Origin of the sequence: Oceanispirochaeta crateris, assembly GCF_008329965.1 — a bacterium.
Taxonomy (GTDB): domain Bacteria; phylum Spirochaetota; class Spirochaetia; order DSM-2461; family DSM-2461; genus Oceanispirochaeta; species Oceanispirochaeta crateris.
In genome coordinates, this window is sequence record NZ_CP036150.1 from 2,122,765 (window position 1) to 2,148,592 (window position 25,828).

Genomic DNA, 25,828 nt, shown 5'->3' on the forward strand with positions numbered 1-25,828 from the left:
TACAATACAAAGCATGAATGGAAAAGCCAGAAACTATATTTCCCCCTTCTATGAAAAAGCAATTGTCGCTGCAGAAACTTACAAGAAAGCCACCGGAGTGGATTGTTTTGTCATCAACAACAAGGGATTCAGGTTAGACAAAACTGGAGCTCAGGGAGGAGCCTGCCCCTTCTGTAAGGATCTAAACGACCTATGCGGCAATAGTAACGACTGCCGTCAGACCCATTTATATGGCGGATATCAGGCAGAAAGATTTGGAGGCAGCTACATCTATTTTTGCCCCATCAATATGCTCCACTGGGCATCTCCTCTTATGGAAGAGGGACTGATGACGGGAGCTCTGATTGCCGGGCCCGCCCTGATCATTGAACAGGATGAACTTCTGGAAGAACTGAACTCGAAATTCGGAAAGGAACCCGTTGATCAGGCTCAGCTGAAGAAAAAACTAAAAAACATTCCCCTGGTGACAACAGAAAAGGCAAAGGCTCTTTCAGAAATTCTTCTCATCACAGCCTCTCATCTGATTGAAGGAGATCACTCACAGCTGGCATCCAAGAAAGACTCGATGGACCAGCAATCCCAAATTTCAGAATACATACAGTACATCAAACAGATGGAGAACAAAGATACTGAGATATCTCAATACCCCATCGAAAAAGAGAGGGAACTCCTGCACCTCATTCAAACCGGGGACTCCAAGGAAGCCCGTCGTGTTCTTAATGAGATTCTGGGAGCGGTATTCTTCTCTTCCGGCGGAAAATATGATGTAGTCAAAGCCAGAGTACTGGAACTGCTTGTGCTGTTGTCCCGGGCTGCCGTGGAAGGCGGAGCCGATGCCGAACAAATTTTTGGAATGAATTACAACTATCTAAAAGAGATTAACAACTACAACTCAGTAGAGGGACTGGCCGGTTGGCTTGCACGGGTCATTGTCCGTTTTTCCGACCTTGTTTTTGACCTCCGGGATGTCAAACATGCCGATGCCATCTACCAGACAATTCAGTATATCAATAAGAACTATGCCGAGAAAGTGACACTGGATGAGGTGGCTTCCTCTGTATACCTCAGCCCGGCTTACTTCAGCAAAATATTCAAGGAAGAAATGAAGTGCAACTTCAATGCTTACCTGAATCAGGTGAGGATCAATAAGAGTAAAAATCTCCTGATAAACAGCAAATTCTCCCTTGTAGAGATAGCCGGTATGGTCGGATATGAAGACCAGAGCTACTTTACGAAGGTCTTCAAGAAGATGACAGACCTCTCTCCGGGAAAATACAGGGAAAAACGCGGTAAGATTGATACGTCAAATCAGGAAATCCATTGATTCGTTGACTCTTACCAAAGAAAGAAACAGGATTCAAGATATGGAGACAATGACTACTATTTTTATATAGATTATTTTTTATCTTTATTCTTCTTTTTTACCAAAAATTACTAAAATTTTCCAATACGTCCTCATTTGGGCATAGCATACTTTAATCGTTCAGAATGAAGGAAGCGAGGTGAAAAACCTCCACGATCCCGTCACTGTGAGCAGGGACAAACCTGAATCATGCCACTGGAAGCAAGAAGCTGACCGGGAAGGCTCAGGGGAGAATGAACTGCAAGTCAGGATACTTCTTATGAACCGGTTTCCGGGGCTTTAACAGCCTCGCCGTATGCCGCATTTCGCACTTCGTGGATTAAGTCGAATGTATTAAACACTTTAACTTAATACTGAACCGGGTCATCCGGTTCCACAAAGGAGAAACAAGATGGCTGATCTCGAACAGATTTCCGAAATGATGCAGAAAGGTAAAGCTAAAGAGGTAAAAGAATTATGTCAGGAAGCCTTGGATGCAGGCATTTCGGCTCAAACGATTCTGGATGACGCTCTGCTGGCTGCCATGAATATCGTCGGAATAAAATTCAAAAACAATCAGGTATTCGTTCCCGAAGTTCTCATTGCCGCCCGTGCTATGAATGCTGGACTGGAAATACTGAAATCAGAACTCGAAGCCGGCGAGTCTGAAGTAAAAGGGAAAGTTGTCCTGGGTACAGTAAAAGGAGACCTTCATGACATCGGCAAAAACCTTGTTAAAATCATGTTGGAAGGGAAGGGACTGGAGGTCATTGACCTGGGCACTGACGTATCACCCGAACAATACGTAGAAGCAGCCAAGACTAACAATGCCAATATCATTGCCGTATCTGCCCTACTGACAACAACAATGACCCAGATGGAAAACGTTGTGAAAGCGGCTGAAGATGCCGGAATCAGGGATAAGATCACCATCATGATCGGAGGAGCTCCCGTAACCCAGTCCTTCTGTGATTCCATCGGAGCCGACATCTATACTCCCGATGCATCCACTGCAGCTGATAAAGCTATGGAAGTTTGCTTAAAATAAGATCTAACTCTTCAGTTGGCTTTAAACAACTATTGAATTACAATAAAACTCCGGTACTACCGGAGTTTTTTTATACCCGAGAGATCCTGGGGGAGTCTTTGAAAGAAACTAAAATCCGGAATTGAACTGGTTAAGGAGATGAATATGAAAATAAGCAAAAAAATCTTTGGAACTCTTCCCGATGGAAGTAAGGCTGATCTCTATACACTGGAAGGAAATAACGGATTTGTTGTACAGTTTACAAGCTTCGGCGGCATCATCACCTCCATTCAATATCCGAATAGAAAAGGCAAAGTTGAAGAGCTGACCCTCGGTTTTGATACCTTGGAAGAATACACCAAAACCCGTTATTATTTTGGTGCTTCCATTGGACGTTTTGGCAACCGTATTGCCAATGGACGTTTTACCCTGGAAGGAAGAGAGTACACATTGCCTCAAAATAATGGAACAAACTGTCTCCATGGAGGGTTAGATCATGCCTTTGACAGAAAAAACTGGCTCACGACTCCCTTTGAGAACAAAGACTCCGTTGGTGTCATTCTCAATTCATTCAGCCCGGACGGAGAGGAAGGGTTTCCGGGAAACTTGAGTACCACCATGACCTACACACTGACCTATAAAGGGGAGCTGATACTGGACTACAAGGCTGTGACAGACAAGGCGACCCCGGTTAACCTGACAAATCATACCTACTTCAACCTATCCGGGATAGCAACAGGTACAATTCTGGACCATAGACTGCAGTTGGATTGCCCTTTTTATCTACCAGTGGATGAGAATCTGATCCCCACCGGTGAGATTCTATCTGTTAAGAATACAGAAATGGATTTTACAACAGAAGAGGCCATTGGGACCCGCATTGATCAGGTGGCTGGCGGCGGCTACGACCACTGCTATGTCCTGCCTTCCGGCCGTGAAGTGAGGAAGTATGGAACAGTCTATGACCCGCACTCAGGCAGAATCATGAATGTGTTTACAGATCAGCCGGGAGTTCAACTCTATACGGGAAATTCTCTTGATAATGTGAAAGGACGGGGATCTCAGGTTTATAAAAAGAATGGAGGGTTCTGCCTGGAAACACAAATGTTTCCAGACTGCGTGAATCAGACCCATTTCCCCGACTGTATCTTAAGGCCAGGAGAAGTGTACTCTCATACCAGCGCCTATCAATTTTCAGTGAAAAAAGTGTGACCTATAATGAGTCCGGCTATTCTTCGAGTTCAGCCGGTTCGTCTCCTGGAAGCATGATGGTAAAGATGCATCCCTCCCCTTCTCGGCTTTGAACCGTCACCCGGCCTCCATGAATCTGGGAGATATGCTTCACAATGGATAATCCTAGTCCTGTTCCGCCCATTTCACGACTCCTAGCCTTATCGACTCTGTAAAACCTCTCGAATATCCGTTCAAGGTCTTTTTCTGGAATACCAAATCCCTGATCTTTGACTTCTATACAGATATGTGACTCTTTATAATAGCCCCTGACTCTGACTGTCTTATCGGGAAGACTGTATTTCACGGCATTTTCAATGAGATTTGTCACAGCCTGTTCCAATAAAACAGGATGAGCAGACAGCTGACAGCCGGGGGCACACTCCACTTCAATGACAGTATTCTTATCACCTGCTTTTTGCTGACAAAGAGAAACAGCACTGGAAAGAAGGTCACCCAGGGAGAAGGACTCTTTATGGAAACGGCGGCGACCATCCTCGATCCTAGAGAGGGTCAAAAGGTCATCGATGAGGGCACTCAGATTACGGGTCTGACGAAACATGATTTCGACAAACTCCTTAGCCTTTTCAGGGTACTCCAAAGCTCCCGAACGCAGGGTCTCGGCATAGCCCATGATGGACGTTACCGGGGTTTTTAGCTCATGAGAGACATTGGCTACAAAATCTTTGCGCATGATCTCCAGTTTCTTGATATTTGTAATATCATTCATCACAAGCAGTACAGTAGGGGGAGTATCCTCATCCCTGAAAAGAGCATCGGCATTGATCTGCAGGTACACATCTTTGTCCTGATAATGAATGATGGCCTCCTGAGGCTCTCCTGTTTTCAGTGTCTTTTCGGCTAATTCACAGGTTTCAACAGATTTCATGACCTGAAGGATACCTTTCCCCAAGTAGGACAAACCATCTCCCGGTTCTAACATAGCCAAGGCAGCAGGGTTCATCTCCTTGACCTCCAGCCTGTGATTCAGCAACACAACCGGCTCCCTCATGCTGTTGAGCATCCCCAACAATTCATTTTTCTGATAAGTGATTGTATTGATTTTATCCTGAAGCTGACGCCCCATGGCATTGATAGACCTGGTGAGTGATATGGCTTCACGGGAGCCAGACACATCCAGCTCCACACCAAAATTTCCCTGGGCGAACTCTCCTGCTACATCCTTTACAGAGCTCATGGTAGCACTAAGGCGCCGGGCAATGAGGACAGTCAAAATTCCACCTAGAATGAGGACAACTATAAAAATAAAAAGGATCTGCTCATATATCCTGTCCAGGTCATCCTGAATATGATCTATAGACTGGGAAAGCCTGATCACAATGTCATTTCTATCGTCATAGACAGCGGTATACAGCATCATCATGGAGACAGTACTGCTGTAGCGTGTAGAACTTCCCCAGCCATCTCTGAAGGCCATTTGGATTTCCGGTCTGAAAAAATGGTTATCCATGCTGTCCTTGTCTTCTGATGTATCTGAGAGAACAGATCCCTCTCTATTGATGATGGTCATCCGGGCATCCGTTCCATCAATAAGAGTTTCACTGTACTTTTGAGCTGCCTGTTCTGTAAGAAAGCCTGATGGGGGAATCAGATTCACGGCCATACGGTTCATGGCCATTTGATGTTGCAGGGTTTCCCTGTTCATACCTTTTTTAACGACTCCGATCGTTACGGCAAAATACAGGACGACGGTTATGAGGAGTAAAATGAAGATGGTATAAAATAGCTGTTGAAAAAATGATTTTCTGTACACAATGCTCCCTTCGATGAGTGGATACTCTTCGGGTTCCTTCTGGAACAGGATAGTAGCCCTCTCCCGGTCAGTCAATGAAGACAAACTTTAATAATCTCATCATACATGTTCCCAGGGGGTGTATCATGTTAGATTATTGTTAGGTTTCTGTTAAATCAATTTTTTATTGTCATTTTAAATACCTGGTTTATCCTTTTTGAAACTGTTTATAGGATGATAAGAAAAAGAGTGAAAATGCGTTGACAAATTTTTGGCTCTTGGGTATTATTCCAACACCAATTACGCGGTAGTGGTGGAATTGGTAGACACGCCAGCTTGAGGGGCTGGTGCTGGCAACGGCGTGGAGGTTCAAGTCCTCTCTACCGCATTAGAAAAACCCTGAGTGCATTTATGTGCTCAGGTTTTTTTTATGTCCAAAAAGAAGAAGACTTGAACTGGACCTTTAGGCCCAATCAGATAATGAATAAAGCAGTCAGTGACGAGACTATGGAGAGACAGAAGAAATGGAAGGACTTATCCCCACTAACCTGAGAGAATGACTTCATCTTTAGAGACTAAGAAGCAACTGATTTCAGCATAAAAAAATCAAAAGTTGTGACAACTATGTTGAAACATTCCGCAGTCCAGGTAGATTACCGGATAAACCGCATCTAACGGCCGGTTCTGCCAGGCAACAACATCTTCCATCACACCATCAGTAATTTTTGAAATCAGAGTATGTGAGACTTCAACATCGTACATTTCCTTGAACGTGTCAGCGATATCTCTTGTTGTCATGCCCTTGGCATAGAGAGTGAGAATATTGCTATCCAAATCAATTTCTGAAGTATCTGTTTTTAAAGTTTTCTGGGTATAACCATTCCGAGAGTTCTCTGAAGGTCGCTGACCATTCTTTTTCTCTCCAAGATGTTCCTCCATCTCAATCTCAAGAATGCGTTCCATGGCAACCTTGGCCAACATTTTGGTCATATCTGAGATATCCTGCGGTGTCTTCAGGTTCTTGGCTAGTTTATCAGCCAACTCGTTAAAATCATCTGTGTCGTACAATATAAAAGCTCCTATATTCTTATATCAAAGATTAAGAGCTTTACACAAATTTATTTACAGGCTCGTGATCAAGAGCTTCTTGGCGGATTAAACTGTTAAATCTTTCCACATATGCATTCATGTATGGAGCATAGGAACAGATATCAACTCCCGGAATTCCAACCCAGCCATAGTCGATTGAAGTAAACTGTGTAGCATTGTCATGGATTATTGCTACCTACTGATCTGAAAAATCCTCATAGAAGAGCGCAAACCTCTATTTTAAAAACTCCCGACAAGGGGTATCGGTCAGATCATACCTGATTATCCCTCTTGATTAGAGTTCAAGAATCTCCTTCAGCTTCCATTGGACTGAATCTTACACTGCTTCCGAAAAGGTCTGAATTATAATGAAGCAGTGAAGTTATGAAATTGAACATATTTGAATATCAGCAGTCTTTTATTTAAAAGGATTTCTACATTAGTTGATAAAGCCATAGCACAGGGTTGAAGATCTACTTTCTCTGTATAAGGTCTATTTTCATACCTAGAAAAAAGATTATTTTAACTAATTCTACCGAATTGATGCATTTCTCTTCATTAGTATACTTTTAGATACTACTATCTATAATAACACCTACTTGACTTTATCAAATGTATACCTATTATTGACAGCATAAAAGAGTAAAATATTTTAGGAGTAGTAAGATGAAAACATATGGATATATGAGAGCCCACGATATTCAGAATTTTTCGATAGAAGAAATGAATATAAAGACAGCAGAGCCAGGCTCACTGGATGTTATTGTGCGGGTGAAGGCAATATCCTTTAATCCCGTAGATACCAAGATTAGAGAAGTGAGAAGCAGTGAAGATGAACAACCGCAAATCCTGGGTTGGGATGCCTCTGGTATTATTGAAGAACTGGGTTCTGAAGTTACGAGTTTCTCTAAGGGAGATGAGGTATTTTATGCGGGAGACCTCACCCGTCCAGGCAGCTATTCCGAATTACAGGCAGTAGATTATCGTTTAATAGCCAAAAAGCCTGTATCCATAAGTCACAATGAAGCAGCAGCCCTCCCCTTAACTTCAATAACTGCATGGGAAGCTCTCTTTGAAAGGGGTTTTGAATATACAGCAGAGACAAAGGTTCTTATTATCGGTGGTGCTGGTGGAGTTGGATCAATGGCGACTCAACTTCTTAAAGCACTAACCCCTGCGACTGTCATTGTTACCGCCTCACGTGAGGAAACACAGGATTGGTGCGGCAGCATGGGAGCTGATTATGTAATAGGCCGCGATATAGAGAAAGACCTGATCGAGAAAGGTATAGATCAGGTGGATATTGTGTTTAGCACCACTCATACTGACCAATATCTTGATGTCATACAGAGTATTCTTCGACCCTTTGGAAGTCTTGTACTCATTGACGATCCTGAGAAACTGGATATTGTTTCATTTAAAGTAAAGGCACTATCTGTACATTGGGAATTAATGTTTACAAAATCCATGTTTGGTTATCACCCGGAACAGCAGGGACAGTTCTTTGCAAAGCTCGCGACCCTGGTGGATCAGGGAAAAGTAAAATCAACTATAAATATGACACTTCCTAATTCAATTGACAGTATCCGTAAAGCTCATAAATTACTCGAGAGTGGAAAATCAATAGGCAAAATTGTAATGGAACGTTCATAAAATGAAATACACCGGTCCCCTTTTCAGACCTCCACTCGAGGCAAATACAGTACTACTTCAGGTGTCTGTTGCTTGCGCCCGTGACAAAGAGAGAATGATCAGGGCAATTGATGATTCAATTAAACAAACAGATAATGAGTTCTTAAACAGCGTTGATGCACGGAACTCACTATAAATAAACAAGATAAGGAATATAAAAATGGATGCAGTTACATTACTGAGAGAAAGAAGAAGTATAAGAGCTTTTAAAGATGAAGTAATAGATAGAGAGATCATGAAAAAGATTATTGACAATGCAATTTATTATCCCAGTTGGGCGAACACTCAGACAGCAAGATATACCTTAATTGATGACAAAGAAATTGTTAAAAAACTGGCTGAAGAAGGAATGTTCGGACCAAATATAAAGACTGTGGGTAAGGCACCTGCAGCATTAGTTATCAGCTATGTGAATGGATTTACGGGAAAGGCTCCCGGTGGAAATGAATTTGTAACGAAAAAAGGAGCATCCTGGGATATGTTTGATGCAGGAATTGCCAGTCAAAACTTTTGTCTTGCAGCATATGAAAAAGGTGTTGGTACTGTTATCATGGGCCTTTTTGATGAAGATAAAGTATCAGAGATTATTGATCTACCAGAAAATGAAACAGTGGCAGCCGTTATCCCCTATGGATATGAAACTAAACACCCCAAGGCAGCACCACGAAAAGCAATTGATGAAGTAGTAAGATATATTTAAGGAATTAGCGCTTATGGATATTACAGATTACCTGAGAATTGTTGCAGATGAAATACATTCTGTTGTTGTCGCAACAGTTGATGAGAAAGATTTACCCTCTACAAGGGTTATCGATATTATGCTCTATGATGAAAATGGCTTGTATTTTTTAACTGCTAAAGGAAAAGTCTTTTACAAACAGCTTATGGAAAAAAGCTATCTATCTTTAAGCGCTATGACTTCCGGTCCGGATACTATGTCACGAAAAGCAATTTCAATATCTGGAAACATCAGAAACATTGGATCTGATAGGTTGGAAGAAATTTTCAAAAAAAATGCCTATATGAATGAGATCTATCCAAGTAAAGCAAGCCGAGAGGCTCTTGAGGTTTTCTGCCTTTATCGTGGACAGGGAGAATACTTTGATCTCAGCACAAAGCCTATCACCCGGGACAGTTTTGTTCTGGGTGGCGCTCCACTGCAGAAAGGGGGATTTTTGATCACAGAAAAATGTAGCAGCTGTGGAATCTGTATTGAAAAATGTCCTCAGGATTGCATTGATCAAGGAAGTCCCTATAAAATAAATCAGGAACACTGCCTTCACTGTGGAAACTGTTTTGATGTTTGCCCTGTAAATGCCGTTATCAAGGCAGAAAGGATTTAAAATGGAAGTTGAAAAAAAGAAAGTATCCGCGGGTTGTCCTGTTGAAGCAGCTCTCAATGTAATCGGTGGTAAATGGAAAGGGATTGCCTTATACCATCTACTGGTAGACGGAACACTACGCTTTAATGAATTGAAACGAAGAGTTGGCAATGTTACACAAAGAATGCTTACAAAACAGCTAAGGGAACTTGAAGAAGATGGAATTATCAACCGACATGTGTATGCCGAAGTCCCACCGAAAGTAGAATACAGCCTCACAGAGAAAGGTGAAACTCTTCGTCCCATTCTGATTGGCCTAAGAGAATGGGGAATGGCAAATGCTTTTCCAGAGTTTTTAGAGAAAAATAGTACTGCCAGCAATGATAAATAGCTGAGGATTATCTAAGAACCGCTTTCCATAAAAATATTCTGCTATAGTATAATCTTTTAGAATATTTTAAGAACAGCAGGTGTAACTATTGACATTACACCAAAGAACCATTATCTTAGGTGTAACATATCTAGTTACATCTAAGAAGAGAGGATAAAATGAGACTAAGAGAATATGCAGATGCAATATCTTTATATACTTCTGTATCCAGACCGGAAATAATATCCCGGAAAGATGAGTTAATCTCCACTCTTAACAAAGCAATCAATTTTCTCAGTAATGAACAAAAATCATATTCTAAGATTCCGTTGGATCTGGAGGAAAAGAAGAAGAACCTCAGGGGTCTATTAAATCAGAGAATGCCCGGAATAATCCCCAATGATATAAGCTTAATCCTTGACAGAATTCTCTGGACTGAAAGGGTTGAAAAAGGAATTGTAGAACTCAAAGAAACAGAGGCTGTATGGAGAGGAGATATTACACAACTACAGGTAGATGCCATTGTGAATGCAGCAAACAGTGATATGCTCGGATGTTTTCATCCTCTTCATGCCTGCATTGATAATGCCATACATTCTGCTGCCGGACCTCAATTAAGAGAAGACTGTCATAAAATAATGAAGCTCCAGGGCATCAGGGAGCAAACAGGATGTGCAAAAATAACAAAAGCTCATAACCTGCCCTCAAAATATGTGGTTCATACAGTAGGTCCCATTGTAGAATCTACACTAAGTGAAAAACACAGATCCCTACTGGCATCCTCATATAAATCCTGTCTTGATCTTGCATCCAACCTGGAAGACATAAGGAGTATAGCCTTCTGCTGTATCTCTACAGGAGTCTTTGGCTATCCCAAAGAAGAGGCCGCAATTACAGCAATTAAAGCAGTGAGAGAATGGAAAAAAGAAAATCCTGACAGATTTGACCGGATCATTTTCAATGTATTTACGGAGAAAGATTATGACATCTATAAAAGACATATTTAGACTGATAAACGAAACTAAAAATATACTGATTGGTGCCGGCTCAGGTCTCTCGGCAGCAGGTGGAATGCTGTATACAGACAAACCCTTCTTTGATAAACACTTCCCCGGGTATTCTGAAAGATATGGTCTGGGCTATACCTACGAAGCTGCCTTCCATAACTTCCCAACACTGGTAGAACAATACACATATTGGGCCAGACATATCAAAGAAATGAGAATTGATTTTCCTGTGGGCGCTGTATATACAAGGCTTTTGGAATTGCTTAAAGATAAGAACCATTTTGTAATTTCGACAAATGTTGATGGTCAGTTTGAAAAAGCTGGATTCGATAAGGAGAAACTATTTACGCCGCAAGGGGATTACTCCTTTTTCCAATGTTCTCGGCATTGCTGTGATCAATTGTATTCAAATAAGGAATGGTGTGATCAAATGCTGGATGGTATAAAAGATACCGACTTTGCCGGTCATAAAGACCATATCCCCTTTTGTCCTAATTGCGGAGAACTGCTGGCAGTCAATATCCGGAAAGATTCATTTTTTGTTGAGAAACCCTGGATGGCAAAACAGGAGGACTATGCCTCTTTTATTGATTCTACTAAAGGAGAAGAATTAGTACTCCTTGAACTTGGTGTGGGCTTTAATACGCCAACAATTATCAGATTACCCTTTGAAAAATTGGCTGCTGACAGAAAAAATATAAGTTTAATACGGGTTAATCAGGATAATACACAGTTATTTCTTAAAGAAGCTGAAATGAACTATCTAAGCGTGCAACAGCCAATTGAAAAATTCTTAATGGAATTATGAGGAACTGAATCAGTATGTGTCTATTTTTTGCAAACAGATGTAACTATCATAGTTACACATAGAATATTAACGTCAAACACGTATAGGAGAGTTTTATGAAAAAAAGTTTTATAGCCATGGTCATTTTGGAAGTATTGGGAATATTTATTTTTAGTGGATGTACCAGCATATCTGCAGAGAAGAAACTTACAAACAGTGATAAAGCATTACAGGTATTAAATAGTCTGGAAAGTGGAGATCCTGCTGCATTTGAAATTTGGGTCAGTGAAGATTCCTATACCCAGCATAATCTTACATTTCCTGATGGGAGACAAACTGTTCTGGATGCCTTGCCCTCACTTAAAAAAGCCGGAACAACTGTGGAAATCAAAAGGGTAATCACGGATGGAGACTTTGTTGCCCTTCATTCAGCGTACAATCTTTTTGGAGAGAAAGCAGGATTTGATATTTTCCGTTTTGAGAATGGTGTAATCGTTGAACACTGGGATAATCTGAGCTCTATAACGGCAGCCAACCCCAGCGGTCATACTCAGTTAGACGGTTCAATAGTGATCAAAGACAGAGAGCTGACAGATCAAAATAGAAGCCTTGTAAAAAACTTTGTTAATGATGTACTGATAGGTAAGAATCCCGGGAACATAACAAAGTATTTTGATGGTGATAAGTACATACAGCACAACTCAGGAATAGCAGATGGTCTGAGTGGATTAGGAACAGCTCTGGCATTTATGGCTGAAGCAGGAGTGACAATGACTTATGATGAGACTCATATGGTTATTGCAGAGGGTAACTTTGTGCTGACAGTAAGTGAAGGTTCATTTGCTGCTGAACACACTTCATTTTATGATTTATTCAGAGTTGAAAATGGGTTTATTGCGGAACATTGGGACATAATAGAAACTATTATTCCTGAATCAGAAAGAGCGAATACTAACGGAAAGTTCTAAAAAGTAATATTGGGATCTGAGATCACTATTTTGTCAGATCCCTTATACTTACACTGAAAGGAGTATGAAATGAGTCAGAATCTTAAATTAAACAAACAGAATGCCATAGCTTTTTATAAAATGTCCTATATGGGACAACCGTCTCAAGCAATTGAAAAATATGTTGGGGCAGAATATATACAACACAATCCGGCTGTAAAAAATGGGAAAAGTGGATTTATCAGCTACTTTGAACAGATGTTAAAAGAATATCCAGATAAAAAAATTGAGTTTGTAAGAGCCCTTGCAGAAGGTGACCAGGTAGCCCTTCACACTCACCAGACCTGGCCGGGAAATGATGAATATGTAACTATGGATTTTTTCCGATTTGATGATCATGGAAAAATTGTTGAACATTGGGACTCTATTCAGCAGATACCTGATAAGACAGAATGTGGTAACACAATGTACTAAAGGAGAATTACCTGACTAGCGAAGCAGTTGTCAGGTTTCTTCTTTTTGTTTAAATTACGAGGTAACAATGCAGATAGGTACAAAATTTTCAGTTTCAATTCATATTCTACTCAGTGTTGAAGTCTTTAAAAATGATTACAAAGTAACCAGTGATTTTATAGCCTCAAGTGTGAATACAAATCCAGTGGTAATAAGAAAGCTTATGAGCCTTCTGAGAAATGCCGGACTTATAGAAATTACCCAGGGAACCGGTGGCATAGAACTGACAAGAGCTCCCGATCAAATTTCCTTAAAAGACATTTACAAGGCAGTAGAACCACAAACGGAACTATTCAAGATTCATAAGGACACAGCTCCAGGCTGCCCTGTTGGTGGAAACATAGAACACCTACTGACCCCCTACTTCGCAAAACTACAAAGTTCTTTTAACGAGAATCTAAACACTGTCACCCTGGCAGATATGATGACATCCCTGGCCAATTTACATAAAAGATAGACATTTGCTGCAAGCAACTGAGTCGCAATTTATTATAGAATGAGCCGAACTTATGAGTTTGAATGACCAGAACAATTTGTTACTGATCACAGAATACCGCCCATCATAATCGATGGCAAATCTATTCTTTATAGATTTTCTGATAACACTGTTCACAGATTCTATCGCATTTGTCGTATAGATGATCCTGCTAATCAAGACTGTAGTCATTTTCACAAAACATGAATGTACCCATAGCCATATCCCTTTCACCATCTTCTACAACTTCTTAAGTTCCAGCATCTACCATAGAATAGATTGCCCTCTCAGTTGTTTGAAAAGTAATGACTACGTTACGGCCTTCAACATGAAAGAACCAATTATTGAATGGTGGGTTCTACTTTGAGCACTATCAAAAATTTCAAAAGCAGGTTTTAATTCTTCGTCTACAGGTTTCATTTCTTTAGTGATACCATCAGATTCAAGGACTTGATATCTTTCAATTAATTTGAAATTCCTGTCATATAGAAAATGGCTACCTACAACCATAGCTACAATACAAATTTTTCCACTATCAAGTCTTCAGATAAACCTGCTATTATGAGCATATATAGAAGCAATACAATTAATGTTTTCTTCATATTTTCCTCACTCTCTACATCCGGTATAATCAACTAAAACTTTGAATGATTGCCTCGTCTGTGGTCTATAACAATACTTTTCAACATTCACTCATTTTCAGGTCAGATGATTTTTACTTAATACTAAATTCGTGAAAAATATGATTTTATTCAATTCTAGCTTATTTATCCTTCTCCATTGTTTACCCAGCAATCTCTACCTTCAAAAAAATAATATAATACTTACTCGTTTCATAAATAACTGCATCTATATTATAGATAATTTAGAACGATTTAGGATAAAATATTTGTCCCGATTCCCAGGACATTTACAAATGAATCTCCATCGTTGGGATTTTATATCAATTCGCCTTCATCATTGATATAACCTATCCGATTAACATTCCAAACAGATGCATAATCTCCTATAAATCCATAGGCTTTATCAAAAATGGGATCAATTACAATCTCACCAGTTTTATTGATATACCCCATTTCCCATCTTTCTTAATTGCTGCTAATCCAATATCAGAAGAATGAGAAACTTCCTTATATAGAAAATTGATTTGGATACTACCTTCTAAGTCAATTAACCCCTTACAATTTTTTCGAAGAGAGTTGGCTTTAAAATTCCTATCTCGTAAAGTTCCCCTATTCCTATAAATCTAACATTGTCACTCGTTTTTCGATTTTTTTTATTAAATAAAATTCTAAAAGGTGATAGTGTAATACGATTTTTTATATTTTTCGTAACCAAATGAACCGGAAAAGCTATTTTCCTGCGTTTATTTAATATTTTATTGGAGTATTTCTATGAAAGAACGACAACAATGGGGAACAAGGCTCGGCTTTATAATGGCTGCGGTTGGTTCCGCCATAGGTCTTGGAAACATCTGGCGTTTCCCCTATCAGGCGTACAGCAATGGAGGGGGAACATTCCTTATTCCCTACTTCTTCGCCATGCTGACAGCTGGAATTCCTATCCTTATTATGGAATTCGGTCTCGGTCATAAATATAGAGGAGGAGCACCAAGTGTCTTTGCCCGTCTAACTAAAAATTACAGTCATCTGAATAAATTCGAATGGATCGGCTGGTGGCAGGTTCTCGTTGCACTTATTATCGGTCTTTACTATGTAATTATTATAGCCTGGACTGTTTCCTACACATTCCTGGCATTTGGACAGGTTTGGGGAACGGATACGGGAAGCTTTTTCTTCAATGATTTTTTGAAAATCAGCAGCAGTCCTTTAATTCTGGGTGGAATGAACTGGCCTGTACTGGCTGCTTTAGTGGCAGTATGGGGCATCATGTGGTATATCCTGTTCAGCGGCGTATCAAAAGGAATAGAATTAGCCAATAAAATTTTTATGCCGACCCTCATTGTTCTTGTTCTTTTCCTTACAGGACGTAGTCTTTTTCTCGAAGGTGCCGCCGTCGGTCTGGATTGGCTTTTTAGACCTGATTTCTCAAAACTCTGGGATGTTTCAGTGTGGACCAGTGCTTACGGACAGATCTTTTATTCCATGAGTATCGGTTTTGCAATTATGATTACCTATTCCAGTTACCTGCCGAAAGACTCGGATATCGTAAATAACGGTTTTATGACTGGACTTCTCAACTGCGGCTTCAGTATTATTGCTGGAATCATGATCTTTGCTATACTGGGTCATATGGCGCAAGCTCAAGGCGTTGGTGTGGATGAGGTGGTTTCAGCCGGAATTGGTCTGGCGTTTGTAACCATACCCCAGGCAATCAACTACATGCCAGCCCCCTGGCTAGTGGGGCCTCTATTTTTCCTTTCCCTTACCATTGCGGGGCTCTCTTCCGCCATATCCATCAACGAAACTGTAATTGCCAGTTTTATTGATAAATTCGGTCTAAAAAGAAAGAAAACTGTCACAATCTATTGTATCGGTGGATTTCTGTTCAGTACGATTTATGCTACAGGAGCCGGGCTCTATATCCTCGATATAGTTGACCATTTTATAAATAACTTTGGTATCCTGTTTGTAGGTCTGACAGAGATTATCCTTTTCTCCTGGATTTTCCGTCTGGATGAACTGAAAGAACATATTAATCCTCTCTCAGATTATTCAGTGAAGAACTGGTGGAACTTCTGTCTGAAGGTTCTGACACCAGTGGTGCTAGGCAGTATGGCTATCACAAATTTTGCTTCAGAATTGAAAATCGGCGTCAGCGGAATTCTAACAAGAGTCAATGCCCTGGATGTCATGGCAGACAATGGTATTATCATTACCATTGATCAGGTAGCACCGGGATATGAAGGCTATGGGAGCAGAGAACTCTTCCTGTATGGATGGATTGCCGCCATGGGAGTGTTTGTATTCTCATTTGTATTTCAAAAAATGAAAGGTCATAAAACTCACCTTGGGGGAGAAAACGTATGAGTGGAGAAGCTATCATCATGATGGTCTTTGGTTTAGTAGTAACCTGGGGCGGAGCCAGCCTCTGCCTGTATATTGCTGTAAAAAAACAGAAGAAATAATAATCTTAATCACAGAAGAGAGCCCAGGAGAGGAGCCTGGGTTTCTTACGAAATCCCATTCCAATTATTTTATGTTTTTTTAAGAGAACAGCACCAACTCTCTTTACCGCAAGTTCAAGAGCGTGAAGCATGTATTTGATGTGCATAATTCAGAACCCCTTCAATAGATACAATTTCCAGGGGTTCTGAATTATAGATTGATCCAAATAGCTGTGAAAACCAAGACAGTTAACACCTCACAAATTGTTTCAACCCAAAAAAAGCTCTGAACTTTTAAGTTCAGAGCTTTGACAGTAATCAATGTAAATTCAAGAAAGAAATATCTTTTTTGAAAGATCTACATCTTCTTCCATCCAGACTCTACTGTCGACTTCGGAATTAAACCGAATCAGCCATTACGGCTCGCGGGCTATACCGACGGTCGGGAATTTCACCCTGCACTGAAGATACTATTTTGTTCTCAGCAGATTAAAATACATTGATTTGAATGTCAGTATCTTATTATCCCCTTTATGCAGCTTGGCCAATCATAGCTAGTTTACTTTTCAGATTATTAGGACAGCTGTGGTTTCTTTAGAAGAGAAAGACTCTTGTTTCCAGAAACCAATAGACTTATCATTTAACAATGAGAGGTAATTAATATGATTAAAGCTCCACTAGTAGCAAATAGTGCTTCTTTAGGATTGAATTGGATATATAATATGCCATACTTAAAAAGAATCACGAAAGATAAGGACCCTGTTTTTTGGGAAATTGATCCTGAAATCTATAAGAATTCCAGGAAAGGGTATTTAGCATACCCTAACCATCAAATTGGAGACTTAAGTTTTCAAGGTAGTCTTCTTCTGCTTTTATATAAACATCTTCAAGAGAATTCGGACTATTCACCAGAGCAATGGAGAAAGGATGTATATGACTACATCAAACCCGGAGGTAAATACGAAGGATGGGTTGAGTCTTATGGTCTGGATTTGGTATTTAAGGTACTCGATGAAAGCATGAATAAGAAAGATTCAGTTTTAGAGACTAATTATAATGATGATCAATTGGTCGGGTTTATTCCTTACTTGGCTTTTAAAACACTAAACTTGGATTTTAAAAAAAGCTTGCAATTTGTAAATGTGTTGTCTTCAAATCAAGACTATAAAAAACTTTATGACATGTTTGACTTAATACATGAAGGAAGTACTGATAAAGTATCAATGGAAAAGGTGATAAAGAAAGCAATTTATATTGCACCTGAGAAATACCATCACGATTTAGAGAAGGCAATAACAATAGAGGATACAGATAAGTTTATTATTGAACATTCAGGAACAGCCTGTCATATCAGTCACAGTGTCCCTTTAATTGTTCACCTTCTATATAATGGATCATCCTATGAAGATGTAATAAGAAAAAATACAATAATAGGCGGTGCAAGTTCTGATCGAGGACTTATGCTGGGATTTATAATGAATAAAATTAGTAAAATCCCTTCTGAATGGGTTAAAGTATTATTAAAACGAACAGATCTATAGATTACTTTTAATTTCCCCTAAAATCCTTTTAAAAGAGAAAAATAGAAGCAGTTCACTCCCCTAGGATTGATTGAGATAGATCTGTCTCTTAATAAATCGAGCCTGTAAAATATTTTGTGTAAAGATCATTTCTAATTCAGAAATCGCCTATCATATTCGATGGCGAATCTATTCATTGCAGGCTTCCAGTTTCTCAGTGGCATAGACCACTTTCTGGAAGCTTGCTCAATAGCTAGATATATTATCTTAATTGCAGATCCTTCATTAGGGAAGATCTTCCGATTCTTTATAGATTTCCTGATAACACTGTTCATAGATTCTATCGCATTTGTCGTGTAGATGATCCTCCGAATCTCATCGGGGTAATCGAATAATGTGATAAGATTTTCCCAGTTCCGGTATCACCCTATACTGATTGAAGGACACTGTGTATCCCACTTTTCTGAGAATCGATCCAGCTCAATTTTTGCCTCTTGTTCTGTTATTGATCCATAGATTTTCTTAAGATTAGAGGCTACTGTTTTTCTGTCTTTATAGGAGACATATTTCGGGGAATTTCGAACTTGGTGAACGATGTATAACTGAACTTCAGTCTTGGGAAAGACAGCAGCAATAGCATCAGGGAAGCCTGTAAGGCCATCGACACAGACAAAGAATATATCCTGTACACCACGATTTTGCAGCTCTGTAAGGATGTTTATCCAAAACTTAGCTCCTTCCGTATCAGCTATCCACAGGCCTAGAAGCTCTTTCATGCCCTCTGTATTCACGGCGAGAGCAAGAAATACACTCTTGCTGTCATGCCCTTGGCATAGAGAGTGAGAATCTTGCTATCCAAATCAATTTCTGAAGTGTCTGTTTTTAAAGTTTTCTGGGTATAACCATTCCAAGAGTTCTCTGAAGGTCACCGACCATTCTTTTTCTCTCCAAGATGTTCCTCCATCTCAATCTCAAGAATGCGTTCCATGGCAACCTTGGCCAACATTTTGGTCATATCTGAGATATCCTGCGGTGTCTTCAGGTTCTTGGCTAGTTTATCAGCCAACTCGTTAAAATCATCTGTGTCGTACAAAATAAAAGCTCCTATATTCTTATACAAAGATTTGGAGCTTTACACAAATTTATTTACAGGCTCAATAATTCTTGGATAGGTATGATTATATGCGATATCTACCTTCATCCGTTTATGTCAGCATCACCCTCACTGCTATCTACCAATTCAATTTTGGCACCTTGCTTCAAGGTATTACTGATTGTACAACCACGCTCAATCAGGAGTTTTAGCTTTTTCTTATATTTAGGATCAAGATCTGGAAAGTCAAAGTCCACTTTAAAGTCGGTAAATCGATTACCGGCTCCCTCTGTTTTCGAAGCATCAACCTTGATATCCAGCTCACCATCTTCAAATGGAATATTATCCCTCTCCAAAATATTGCTTAGGGTAATAGAGACACAGAGGCCTAATGATGCCTCCAGAAGCTCCCTGGGATTTAGTCCGGTCAGCCCTGCAGACTTACTACCATGAAGCTGGTGCCCCGATGCATTATAAATCTCATTTTCACCTTTTTTATATTTAATTGATACCATATGATATTCTCCTTATTCTGCAAAATGACAAGCGGTAAAGTGTTGCGGAGCAATTTCACGCATTAGCGGCTGCTCAACATTACAACGTTCAGTAGCGAGAGGACAGCGCAAAGAAAAAGGACATCCGGAGATTTTCATCGTATTTGATGGTATTTCTCCCTTTAATATGGTGCGCTGTTTCATATTAGAACCTTTGGAAAAATCGGGAATAGCCGAGAAGAGGGCCTTTGTATAGGGGTGTCGCGGTGTGGCAATAAGATCATCAGTGAGCGCATCTTCCACAATGTGACCCAAATACATGACACCAATACGATTTGAGATGTGCCGAACCACACTGATATCGTGGGTGATAAAGATCATGGTCAGCTTGAGTTCCCTCTGAATACGTTTTAAAAGATTCAATATCTGGGCCTGAATCGAAACATCCAGGGCTGAAACCGGTTCATCACAAATTACGATTTTGGGATTCATAATCAACGCCCGTGCCAGGCCGATTCTCTGTCGCTGTCCACCTGAGAATTCATGAGGAAATCTAAAATAGTGTTCCGGCTGTAGCCCCACGGTCTCTAATATAGCAAACACTTTTTCTTGCCGTTCTTTGACATCTCCGATTTTATGAATAATAAGGGGCTCCTCCAAAAGAGAACCTACACGCTTACGGGGGTTAAGTGAAGAAAATGGATCCTGAAACACAAGTTGTAAATCTCTTCGGTACAAGCGAAATTCCTTAGAATCAAGGGCCATCAAATTGGTTCCCTGATAAAGGACTTTACCGCCGTCACTCCCGTTTAATCCCAATATTGTACGACCTACAGTCGTTTTTCCTGAACCACTTTCTCCAACAAGGCCATACGTTTGCCCCTCATACAGGTTAAAGGATACGTCATTCACAGCATGTACATAGGCAACGGCTCCGCCAAGGCGTCCCATAGAACCATAGATGGGAAACTTTTTCTGCAGAGATTTTACCTGTAAAATGGGTTCACTCATTTCTTCCTCCAACACCCTTATCCAGACAGGCAATTTCCCGGAAGTGCCAGCATTTTACTCGGTGATCGTCAAACCCTGTCTCAGTGAGTGGTGGCTCCTGGGTAAAACATTTTTGATCTGCCCATTCACAGCGCGTACAAAAATGGCAACCCTCGGGTACATTAAAAAGAGAGGGAACAGTTCCTTTAATGACATAGAGTTCTTTGCCGCGTTCACCTTCCATACGGGGAATAGAACGAATGAGCCCTATTGTGTAGGGGTGTAATGGCTGTGTAAATAAAACTTCTGTAGAGGTCTCTTCCACAATTTGACCAAGGTACATAACCCGCACACTGTCACAAATCTTTGTAACCACACCGAGGTCGTGTGAAATAAAAAGAACTGCCATACCAAGTTTTTTGTTAAGATCAACAATCAACTCCAGGATTTGTGCTTGTATTGTAACATCGAGAGCCGTAGTCGGCTCATCGGCAATCAACAGTTTGGGTTCACAGGCCAGTGCCATAGCAATCATCACACGTTGCTGCATCCCTCCGGAAAGTTCATGGGGATATTGATTGGCACAGCGGGCAGGATCCGGAATACCTGTCAGCTCAAGCAACTCTATGGTGCGAGACAAAGCCTGTTTTTTTTTCATGGACTTGTGCAGAATAAGCACTTCTTCAATTTGATTCGCGACCGTATATACAGGGTTTAATGAAGTTAATGGATCTTGAAAAATAACTGCAATATCATTGCCCCGGAGGGTATGTAAATCTTTTAGATTCATTTTTAATATATCAATATCACGAAACATCACCTGTCCATCATATATAACAGGATCTGTATGCTCTAATAAGCGAAGAATAGTCTGACTCATGACACTCTTTCCACAGCCACTCTCTCCGACAATTCCTACAATTTCACCAGGATTAACAGAAAAACTGACATTATCCACCGCTGTCACACGTCCCCGGTCAGTCTCAAACTGTACCTTGAGATTCTTTACATTGAGTAGGGGTGTTTTCTCGTTTTGCTTCATATTTGATTTCATCTTATTAATAGCTCTCTACCTCTTCTTTGTATGAGGATCAAAGAAATCCCGCAGCCCATCACCAAGAAGATTTAGGCTTAAGACTGAAAGAATCAACATAATTCCGGGCATAACCGCTACCCACCAGGCCTTATGAATGACGAGCTTGCTCTCTTGCAAAATATTACCCCAACTGGGTTCAGGGGCAGGGATTCCCGCACCCAGAAAGCTCAATGCAGCCTCTGACAATATAGCACTGGCAAATACAAATGTAGCCTGTATCAGTAGGGGTGAAAGAACATTGGGAGCAATATTTAACCACAAAATACGCAGATGACCTGCCCCCTGAATATAAACGGCCTCTATATATGCCTGTTCACGGACAACAATAGCACTGGATCGCACCACTCTGGCAATGCTTGGTGTAAACACCACAGTCAGTGCAATCACAACATTCCATATTGACGCACCTAAAGCCGCCATAAGGGCAATAGCCAACAAGATACCTGGAATGGCAATCAGGCCATCACATATGCGCATAAAAATATGATCAAGTGGTTTAAAGTAGCTGGCGTATAATCCAATTGCCAAGCCGAATATTGAAGACAATGCAGAAACAGCAAGCCCGACAGTCATTGAAACCCGGGCACCGTACATAACACGGCTCAGGAGGTCTCTGCCAAATCCATCAGTACCCAAAAAATGTTCCGGGCTGGGTAAAGTTAAGCGCTCGGTTACTTTCATGGCATAGGGATCGCTGGGAGCCAGAACAGGAGCGAATATAGCTATCAGAACCATTAGGGTAAGAATGACAATGCCTATCATCAAACTACGATTAGTCCGCAGTTTGAGCCACATCAGTTGTCGTTGTTCTTTTAGTAAGCGGCTTCTTATATCTTTTGTGCTTTCTTTTTGATTTACATTCTGCATAAATAATCCATCACTTTCTATCGAGTCGTACACGTGGGTCAATCAGGCCATACATCAGGTCGACAATCAGGTTAACAGCCACATAAATCAAAGTGATAAACAGTACAACACCTTGGATGACCGCAATATCCCGGCGGGTGATAGAGTTAAGCACCAACTGACCCATACCGGGGATATTAAAAAGGGATTCCACAACCACAGCACCTGTAACTAAAGTCCCAAAGCTTTGACCTAACACTGTCAGGATAGGCAAACCGGCATTTTTGAGTGCATGTTTTAATAGTACAATTTGTTCTTTTAAACCTTTTGCCCGGGCAGTTTTGATAAAGTTGTTATAAAGGACATCCAGCATAGAAGATCGCGTCATTCGGGTAATGAGCGCTGCCTGAACCATCCCCAAGGATAAAGCAGGCAAAATCATATAGCGCAAATGCGTCCAGATCCCCATATCTAGAGAACGGTATCCTGCTACGGGGAGCCATCCAAGTTGAACACTAAAAATCAACATTAAGAAAAGCCCCAGCAAAAATCCGGGAATAGCCATACCCAATAAAGCCAAAATCATTAAGGTGGAGTCGAAAACAGTGCCCCTCTTATGTGCAGCGAGAATACCAAAAGGTATTGCAATAAAGACTGCGATGATCTGTGCCAGTATAGCCAAACTCAGAGTAGGTGGAAAGTGTTCTTTAATGGCCACACTAACAGGCTGTTTCATAAAAATTGAGTCACCCAAATCGCCTTTTAGCACATTGGATACCCACGAAAAGTACTGGATATGAATTGGTCTGTTAAATCCCATCTGATCATTTAGAATTTCGATTTCTTCCGGCGTAGCCTCCATACCCAGTAAAGTGGCAGCAGGACTACCAGGAGTAATATGCACAATCAAAAAAATCACAATGGATACGACAAAAAGTACCGGAATTAGAGAAAGCAGCCTTTTGGATATGTATACAATCAACGTAATCCCTCATTTCTTATATAGATATTTAGGAAGAGGGCTCATACAATTGTAAAAGCCCTCTAGTTTATTATATTTGAAAAATTGTTTTCACTCAGAAACAACAGCATTCCAGTAGATAGGAAGATCAAAAAACACAAAATTACTAACATTACTACTGGTAGCCATTGCATCATTGTAATGGCCTATTGCTGTAGAAGATCCGAACTCATACATAAATTGCTGCAGATCACTCCAAGCCTTCCTGGCAGTTTCATTGTCAGCCGCCCCTCGCATGGCAGCCACAGCAGTAGCGACTTCTGGAACATCAAATCCGGCCCATGTGGGATTAAGCACCAGGTGCATTGGAGGAATAATCTGATAACCATTACTGGTTATAAAAAGATCCCATTGGCTAAAATCAACCCGGGCCTTCATGAAGGAGGGAAAATCGAGGGACAAAACTTCTGCTGTAAAGCCCGCCTGCCGAAGTTGTTCTTGTACTACAAGAGTCGCAGTATACATCTCCTGATAATCGGGAGTTGTCAGCAACTTGATGGTCTCACCGGTATATCCGGCTTCTGAAGCCAGCTTTTTGGCTTTATCGGGATTTTTCTGGTTATAATATTCAGCCCCTGAATTTACGGCCCATTGTGGTTGATTTACATTCATATAACCGGGAGCAAGGGTAAAGAGTTCCTTGTCAGAAAAACTTGCAAGCATAATTTCATCCATGTTGAGTGCAGCCAGGATTGCCTGCCGCATCTTAACATCACTAAGCACACCCTCTTTGATATTTAAAAATGCATTCATTGACCCGCTTGGCTGAGAATACAGGGTCACATTCTGATCATTCATCAGATCCTCATAATTCTCAAGGGGAACGCTTTCACAGACATCGTATTCACCGGTTTTTACACCTGCAATTCGGGTTGAATGATCGGATACAACATAGAAATACAGGTTAGGAGTAGCTGCTTCCTTTCGTCCTGAGTAGGCACTTGGTTTGCTATCGATCATAGTATAGTCATCATATTTAACCAGATGAATGTACTGATCCTGTTTCCATTCCTGAAACTTATACGGACCGGTGCCGATATACTCCTGAACACCTTCTGGAGTGGCAGCCTCAATAACTTCTTTTGGCATTATTACCGGAAAGAAAGTACGTGTAGAAATAATAGTCAGGACATCGCTTGTAGGCTCAGGAACTGTCATTGTGACTGTGAAGTCATCTACTTTTTCAAATACAGAACCGCCAAGTAAAGACTTACCACGGGATGAAACTTCCAGCCAACGGTTCATAGACGAGACGACGTCATCAGCAGTCATAAGCTTTCCATTGTGGAATTTGACCCCTTGCCGTAGATTAAAGGTGTATACTAAACCGTCGTCGCTGACTGTATAGCTTTCTGCTAATTCTGGAGTAGGCTCATAATCCATATTCATTGTATAAAGCTGTTCGAATAGGTTGCCACTGATGGTTAGTGAAACTTCTGAAGAAGTCAAAGCACCATCCAGGGTTGGCGGCTGTGCCGTAATAGCAATATTAAGGGTATCCTTGTAAGTGGGTGCTGCCGCTACATCCATGGTACTGCTACTTTCATCTTTTCCGCCACATGCGGATAGAATCATTGCTATCCCCAGTACTCCAGCAAGTATTCTAATACTTCTCCAGTTTCTCATAAACCACTCCTTCCTTCTGCGTTTTATATTGAATCGCCAATTGTATGTGATGAATTGCCTCTTAGATTACCCGTATATTTATAACATTATAATCTCTTCGGTCATTAAATTACTTTTTTTTATTTATAATAAATCATTATGAATAACATTAACTCTATATATGGATAATAAATAATTGTTCAATATGAGTCCGGATGACTTGTATCAAAAATAGATAGAATCAACAGATTATTACAAAAAGGTAGTTTTTTCATAGTTTGTTACTTTTCTGGATGATACCCAATAAAGAAATTCATCCTTTATTCTTTATACTACGACCTCCGGAATTCCAGGTCTCTATAACGGAACATACAGAACCGAAAATGCCTGAATCCTGTCCTTTGGTCTATTTAACTAATGTAGAATTGTATCATTCTGATGCTGATGCCTCTTTAAAGGTAAAATCAGAGATGTAAACAAGATTTAATACTGAAAGAATTTCTAGCTATAAATCGAGGACTCACCCCGCCCTCCAAAACGGT

At 40.5% G+C, this 25,828-nt stretch carries 26 protein-coding genes, 1 tRNA gene, 2 pseudogenes and 2 riboswitches; of the genes and pseudogenes, 16 read left to right on the forward strand and 13 right to left on the reverse strand.

What is annotated here, in order from left to right; genetic code table 11:
- Positions 1-13 precede the first annotated feature (13 nt).
- The 3 genes from EXM22_RS09630 (at position 14) to EXM22_RS09640 (ending at position 3,581) form a co-directional block, all read left to right on the forward strand.
- Positions 14-1,324 carry a helix-turn-helix domain-containing protein gene (locus tag EXM22_RS09630; RefSeq protein WP_149486315.1) on the forward strand — a complete coding sequence of 437 codons (1,311 nt, stop codon included), beginning with the start codon at positions 14-16 and terminating at the stop codon, positions 1,322-1,324.
- 167 nt (positions 1,325-1,491) lie between these two features.
- Positions 1,492-1,619: riboswitch (cobalamin riboswitch) on the forward strand.
- A gap of 135 nt (positions 1,620-1,754) precedes the next feature.
- Positions 1,755-2,390 (forward strand): corrinoid protein, encoded by a 636-nt coding sequence (locus EXM22_RS09635; RefSeq protein ID WP_149486316.1) that lies wholly within the window; start codon positions 1,755-1,757, stop codon positions 2,388-2,390.
- Between the two features lie 144 nt (positions 2,391-2,534).
- Entirely contained in the window at positions 2,535-3,581 is a 1,047-nt protein-coding gene (locus tag EXM22_RS09640) for an aldose epimerase family protein (RefSeq protein WP_149486317.1), read from the forward strand.
- Positions 3,582-3,597: 16 nt separating this feature from the next.
- Here the strand turns inward: EXM22_RS09640 and EXM22_RS09645 are convergent, their stop codons facing one another.
- On the reverse strand, positions 3,598-5,457 hold the full coding sequence (locus EXM22_RS09645) for a HAMP domain-containing sensor histidine kinase (RefSeq protein ID WP_149486318.1): 1,860 nt from the start codon (positions 5,455-5,457) through the stop codon (positions 3,598-3,600).
- A 199-nt stretch (positions 5,458-5,656) separates the two neighbouring features.
- Here EXM22_RS09645 and EXM22_RS09650 point away from each other — a divergent pair.
- Positions 5,657-5,740 (forward strand) — tRNA-Leu (locus EXM22_RS09650).
- A gap of 251 nt (positions 5,741-5,991) precedes the next feature.
- On the opposite strand, the pseudogene EXM22_RS09655 reads toward EXM22_RS09650, so the two are convergent.
- A pseudogene (locus EXM22_RS09655) lies at positions 5,992-6,420 on the reverse strand (transposase); the annotation flags it as partial.
- Between the two features lie 687 nt (positions 6,421-7,107).
- Here EXM22_RS09655 and EXM22_RS09660 point away from each other — a divergent pair.
- From EXM22_RS09660 to EXM22_RS09700, 9 genes are all read left to right on the forward strand, one after another.
- The gene (locus EXM22_RS09660) at positions 7,108-8,094 is read left to right on the forward strand and encodes a zinc-binding alcohol dehydrogenase family protein (protein ID WP_149486319.1); all 987 of its coding nucleotides are present in this window, start codon (positions 7,108-7,110) and stop codon (positions 8,092-8,094) included.
- Positions 8,095-8,293: 199 nt separating this feature from the next.
- The gene (locus EXM22_RS09665; protein WP_149486320.1) at positions 8,294-8,833 is read left to right on the forward strand and encodes a nitroreductase family protein; all 540 of its coding nucleotides are present in this window, start codon (positions 8,294-8,296) and stop codon (positions 8,831-8,833) included.
- A gap of 13 nt (positions 8,834-8,846) precedes the next feature.
- Positions 8,847-9,476 carry a 4Fe-4S binding protein gene (locus tag EXM22_RS09670; RefSeq protein WP_149486321.1) on the forward strand — a complete coding sequence of 210 codons (630 nt, stop codon included), beginning with the start codon at positions 8,847-8,849 and terminating at the stop codon, positions 9,474-9,476.
- Position 9,477: 1 nt separating this feature from the next.
- On the forward strand, positions 9,478-9,846 hold the full coding sequence (locus EXM22_RS09675; RefSeq protein ID WP_149486322.1) for a winged helix-turn-helix transcriptional regulator: 369 nt from the start codon (positions 9,478-9,480) through the stop codon (positions 9,844-9,846).
- Between the two features lie 158 nt (positions 9,847-10,004).
- A complete protein-coding gene (locus tag EXM22_RS09680; protein WP_149486323.1) occupies positions 10,005-10,832 on the forward strand; it encodes a protein-ADP-ribose hydrolase in 828 nt (275 codons plus the stop codon).
- Complete coding sequence (locus EXM22_RS09685; protein WP_149486324.1) at positions 10,807-11,640, forward strand: SIR2 family NAD-dependent protein deacylase; 834 nt, start codon at positions 10,807-10,809, stop codon at positions 11,638-11,640. The genes EXM22_RS09680 and EXM22_RS09685 overlap by 26 nt, the downstream gene beginning before the upstream one ends.
- Before the next feature lie 95 nt (positions 11,641-11,735).
- The gene (locus EXM22_RS09690; RefSeq protein WP_149486325.1) at positions 11,736-12,587 is read left to right on the forward strand and encodes a nuclear transport factor 2 family protein; all 852 of its coding nucleotides are present in this window, start codon (positions 11,736-11,738) and stop codon (positions 12,585-12,587) included.
- A gap of 69 nt (positions 12,588-12,656) precedes the next feature.
- A complete protein-coding gene (locus tag EXM22_RS09695) occupies positions 12,657-13,040 on the forward strand; it encodes a nuclear transport factor 2 family protein (protein WP_149486326.1) in 384 nt (127 codons plus the stop codon).
- Between the two features lie 67 nt (positions 13,041-13,107).
- Positions 13,108-13,536 carry an Rrf2 family transcriptional regulator gene (locus EXM22_RS09700; RefSeq protein ID WP_149486327.1) on the forward strand — a complete coding sequence of 143 codons (429 nt, stop codon included), beginning with the start codon at positions 13,108-13,110 and terminating at the stop codon, positions 13,534-13,536.
- Positions 13,537-13,863: 327 nt separating this feature from the next.
- Here the strand turns inward: EXM22_RS09700 and EXM22_RS09710 are convergent, their stop codons facing one another.
- The 3 genes from EXM22_RS09710 to EXM22_RS18575 all read right to left on the reverse strand — a co-directional run bounded on the left by EXM22_RS09710 (position 13,864) and on the right by EXM22_RS18575 (position 14,800).
- Positions 13,864-14,064: a hypothetical protein gene (locus EXM22_RS09710; protein WP_149486329.1), complete on the reverse strand. Its 201-nt coding sequence runs from the start codon at positions 14,062-14,064 to the stop codon at positions 13,864-13,866.
- Positions 14,065-14,492: 428 nt separating this feature from the next.
- Complete coding sequence (locus tag EXM22_RS18570; RefSeq protein ID WP_149486330.1) at positions 14,493-14,630, reverse strand: WG repeat-containing protein; 138 nt, start codon at positions 14,628-14,630, stop codon at positions 14,493-14,495.
- Positions 14,597-14,800, reverse strand: a complete 204-nt coding sequence (locus tag EXM22_RS18575; protein ID WP_149487965.1) for a WG repeat-containing protein — start codon at positions 14,798-14,800, stop codon at positions 14,597-14,599. The genes EXM22_RS18570 and EXM22_RS18575 overlap by 34 nt, the downstream gene beginning before the upstream one ends.
- A gap of 148 nt (positions 14,801-14,948) precedes the next feature.
- Between EXM22_RS18575 and EXM22_RS09725 the strand changes: the two genes are divergently transcribed.
- Positions 14,949-16,544, forward strand: a complete 1,596-nt coding sequence (locus EXM22_RS09725) for a sodium-dependent transporter (RefSeq protein ID WP_149486331.1) — start codon at positions 14,949-14,951, stop codon at positions 16,542-16,544.
- Positions 16,541-16,642 carry a methionine/alanine import family NSS transporter small subunit gene (locus EXM22_RS09730; RefSeq protein WP_149486332.1) on the forward strand — a complete coding sequence of 34 codons (102 nt, stop codon included), beginning with the start codon at positions 16,541-16,543 and terminating at the stop codon, positions 16,640-16,642. The genes EXM22_RS09725 and EXM22_RS09730 overlap by 4 nt, the downstream gene beginning before the upstream one ends.
- A 5-nt stretch (positions 16,643-16,647) precedes the next feature.
- Here EXM22_RS09730 and EXM22_RS18225 read toward each other — a convergent pair whose 3' ends face one another.
- Positions 16,648-16,788 carry a hypothetical protein gene (locus EXM22_RS18225; RefSeq protein ID WP_168203438.1) on the reverse strand — a complete coding sequence of 47 codons (141 nt, stop codon included), beginning with the start codon at positions 16,786-16,788 and terminating at the stop codon, positions 16,648-16,650.
- 191 nt (positions 16,789-16,979) lie between these two features.
- A riboswitch (FMN riboswitch) is annotated at positions 16,980-17,094 on the reverse strand.
- Positions 17,095-17,283: 189 nt separating this feature from the next.
- Here EXM22_RS18225 and EXM22_RS09735 point away from each other — a divergent pair.
- A complete protein-coding gene (locus EXM22_RS09735; RefSeq protein WP_149486333.1) occupies positions 17,284-18,162 on the forward strand; it encodes an ADP-ribosylglycohydrolase family protein in 879 nt (292 codons plus the stop codon).
- A 131-nt stretch (positions 18,163-18,293) separates the two neighbouring features.
- Here EXM22_RS09735 and EXM22_RS09740 read toward each other — a convergent pair.
- From EXM22_RS09740 to EXM22_RS09770, 7 genes and pseudogenes are all read right to left on the reverse strand, one after another.
- Positions 18,294-19,234: pseudogene (locus EXM22_RS09740) on the reverse strand (IS256 family transposase).
- A gap of 104 nt (positions 19,235-19,338) precedes the next feature.
- Positions 19,339-19,749 carry an OsmC family protein gene (locus EXM22_RS09745; protein WP_149486334.1) on the reverse strand — a complete coding sequence of 137 codons (411 nt, stop codon included), beginning with the start codon at positions 19,747-19,749 and terminating at the stop codon, positions 19,339-19,341.
- Positions 19,750-19,761: 12 nt separating this feature from the next.
- Complete coding sequence (locus tag EXM22_RS09750) at positions 19,762-20,739, reverse strand: ABC transporter ATP-binding protein (protein ID WP_149486335.1); 978 nt, start codon at positions 20,737-20,739, stop codon at positions 19,762-19,764.
- On the reverse strand, positions 20,732-21,760 hold the full coding sequence (locus EXM22_RS09755) for an ABC transporter ATP-binding protein (protein WP_210411437.1): 1,029 nt from the start codon (positions 21,758-21,760) through the stop codon (positions 20,732-20,734). The genes EXM22_RS09750 and EXM22_RS09755 overlap by 8 nt, the downstream gene beginning before the upstream one ends.
- A gap of 27 nt (positions 21,761-21,787) precedes the next feature.
- Positions 21,788-22,681: an ABC transporter permease gene (locus EXM22_RS09760; RefSeq protein ID WP_149486337.1), complete on the reverse strand. Its 894-nt coding sequence runs from the start codon at positions 22,679-22,681 to the stop codon at positions 21,788-21,790.
- 10 nt (positions 22,682-22,691) lie between these two features.
- Positions 22,692-23,642 carry an ABC transporter permease gene (locus EXM22_RS09765; protein WP_149486338.1) on the reverse strand — a complete coding sequence of 317 codons (951 nt, stop codon included), beginning with the start codon at positions 23,640-23,642 and terminating at the stop codon, positions 22,692-22,694.
- 90 nt (positions 23,643-23,732) lie between these two features.
- The gene (locus tag EXM22_RS09770; RefSeq protein ID WP_149486339.1) at positions 23,733-25,307 is read right to left on the reverse strand and encodes an ABC transporter substrate-binding protein; all 1,575 of its coding nucleotides are present in this window, start codon (positions 25,305-25,307) and stop codon (positions 23,733-23,735) included.
- Positions 25,308-25,828 lie beyond the last annotated feature (521 nt).

Coding starts and splice junctions, on each gene's coding strand:
- EXM22_RS09760 (WP_149486337.1), bottom strand. CDS start 22,681: ATGCAGAATGTAAATCAAAAAGAAAGCACAAAAGATATAAGAAGCCGC.
- EXM22_RS09660 (WP_149486319.1), top strand. CDS start 7,108: ATGAAAACATATGGATATATGAGAGCCCACGATATTCAGAATTTTTCG.
- EXM22_RS09680 (WP_149486323.1), top strand. CDS start 10,005: ATGAGACTAAGAGAATATGCAGATGCAATATCTTTATATACTTCTGTA.
- EXM22_RS09640 (WP_149486317.1), top strand. CDS start 2,535: ATGAAAATAAGCAAAAAAATCTTTGGAACTCTTCCCGATGGAAGTAAG.
- EXM22_RS09770 (WP_149486339.1), bottom strand. CDS start 25,307: ATGAGAAACTGGAGAAGTATTAGAATACTTGCTGGAGTACTGGGGATA.
- EXM22_RS09725 (WP_149486331.1), top strand. CDS start 14,949: ATGAAAGAACGACAACAATGGGGAACAAGGCTCGGCTTTATAATGGCT.
- EXM22_RS09750 (WP_149486335.1), bottom strand. CDS start 20,739: ATGAGTGAACCCATTTTACAGGTAAAATCTCTGCAGAAAAAGTTTCCC.
- EXM22_RS09745 (WP_149486334.1), bottom strand. CDS start 19,749: ATGGTATCAATTAAATATAAAAAAGGTGAAAATGAGATTTATAATGCA.
- EXM22_RS09630 (WP_149486315.1), top strand. CDS start 14: ATGAATGGAAAAGCCAGAAACTATATTTCCCCCTTCTATGAAAAAGCA.
- EXM22_RS09695 (WP_149486326.1), top strand. CDS start 12,657: ATGAGTCAGAATCTTAAATTAAACAAACAGAATGCCATAGCTTTTTAT.
- EXM22_RS09730 (WP_149486332.1), top strand. CDS start 16,541: ATGAGTGGAGAAGCTATCATCATGATGGTCTTTGGTTTAGTAGTAACC.
- EXM22_RS09735 (WP_149486333.1), top strand. CDS start 17,284: ATGATTAAAGCTCCACTAGTAGCAAATAGTGCTTCTTTAGGATTGAAT.
- EXM22_RS09755 (WP_210411437.1), bottom strand. CDS start 21,760: ATGAAGCAAAACGAGAAAACACCCCTACTCAATGTAAAGAATCTCAAG.
- EXM22_RS09665 (WP_149486320.1), top strand. CDS start 8,294: ATGGATGCAGTTACATTACTGAGAGAAAGAAGAAGTATAAGAGCTTTT.
- EXM22_RS18225 (WP_168203438.1), bottom strand. CDS start 16,788: ATGCACATCAAATACATGCTTCACGCTCTTGAACTTGCGGTAAAGAGA.
- EXM22_RS18570 (WP_149486330.1), bottom strand. CDS start 14,630: ATGGGGTATATCAATAAAACTGGTGAGATTGTAATTGATCCCATTTTT.
- EXM22_RS09700 (WP_149486327.1), top strand. CDS start 13,108: ATGCAGATAGGTACAAAATTTTCAGTTTCAATTCATATTCTACTCAGT.
- EXM22_RS09675 (WP_149486322.1), top strand. CDS start 9,478: ATGGAAGTTGAAAAAAAGAAAGTATCCGCGGGTTGTCCTGTTGAAGCA.
- EXM22_RS09690 (WP_149486325.1), top strand. CDS start 11,736: ATGAAAAAAAGTTTTATAGCCATGGTCATTTTGGAAGTATTGGGAATA.
- EXM22_RS09635 (WP_149486316.1), top strand. CDS start 1,755: ATGGCTGATCTCGAACAGATTTCCGAAATGATGCAGAAAGGTAAAGCT.
- EXM22_RS09710 (WP_149486329.1), bottom strand. CDS start 14,064: ATGGTTGTAGGTAGCCATTTTCTATATGACAGGAATTTCAAATTAATT.
- EXM22_RS09670 (WP_149486321.1), top strand. CDS start 8,847: ATGGATATTACAGATTACCTGAGAATTGTTGCAGATGAAATACATTCT.
- EXM22_RS09685 (WP_149486324.1), top strand. CDS start 10,807: ATGACATCTATAAAAGACATATTTAGACTGATAAACGAAACTAAAAAT.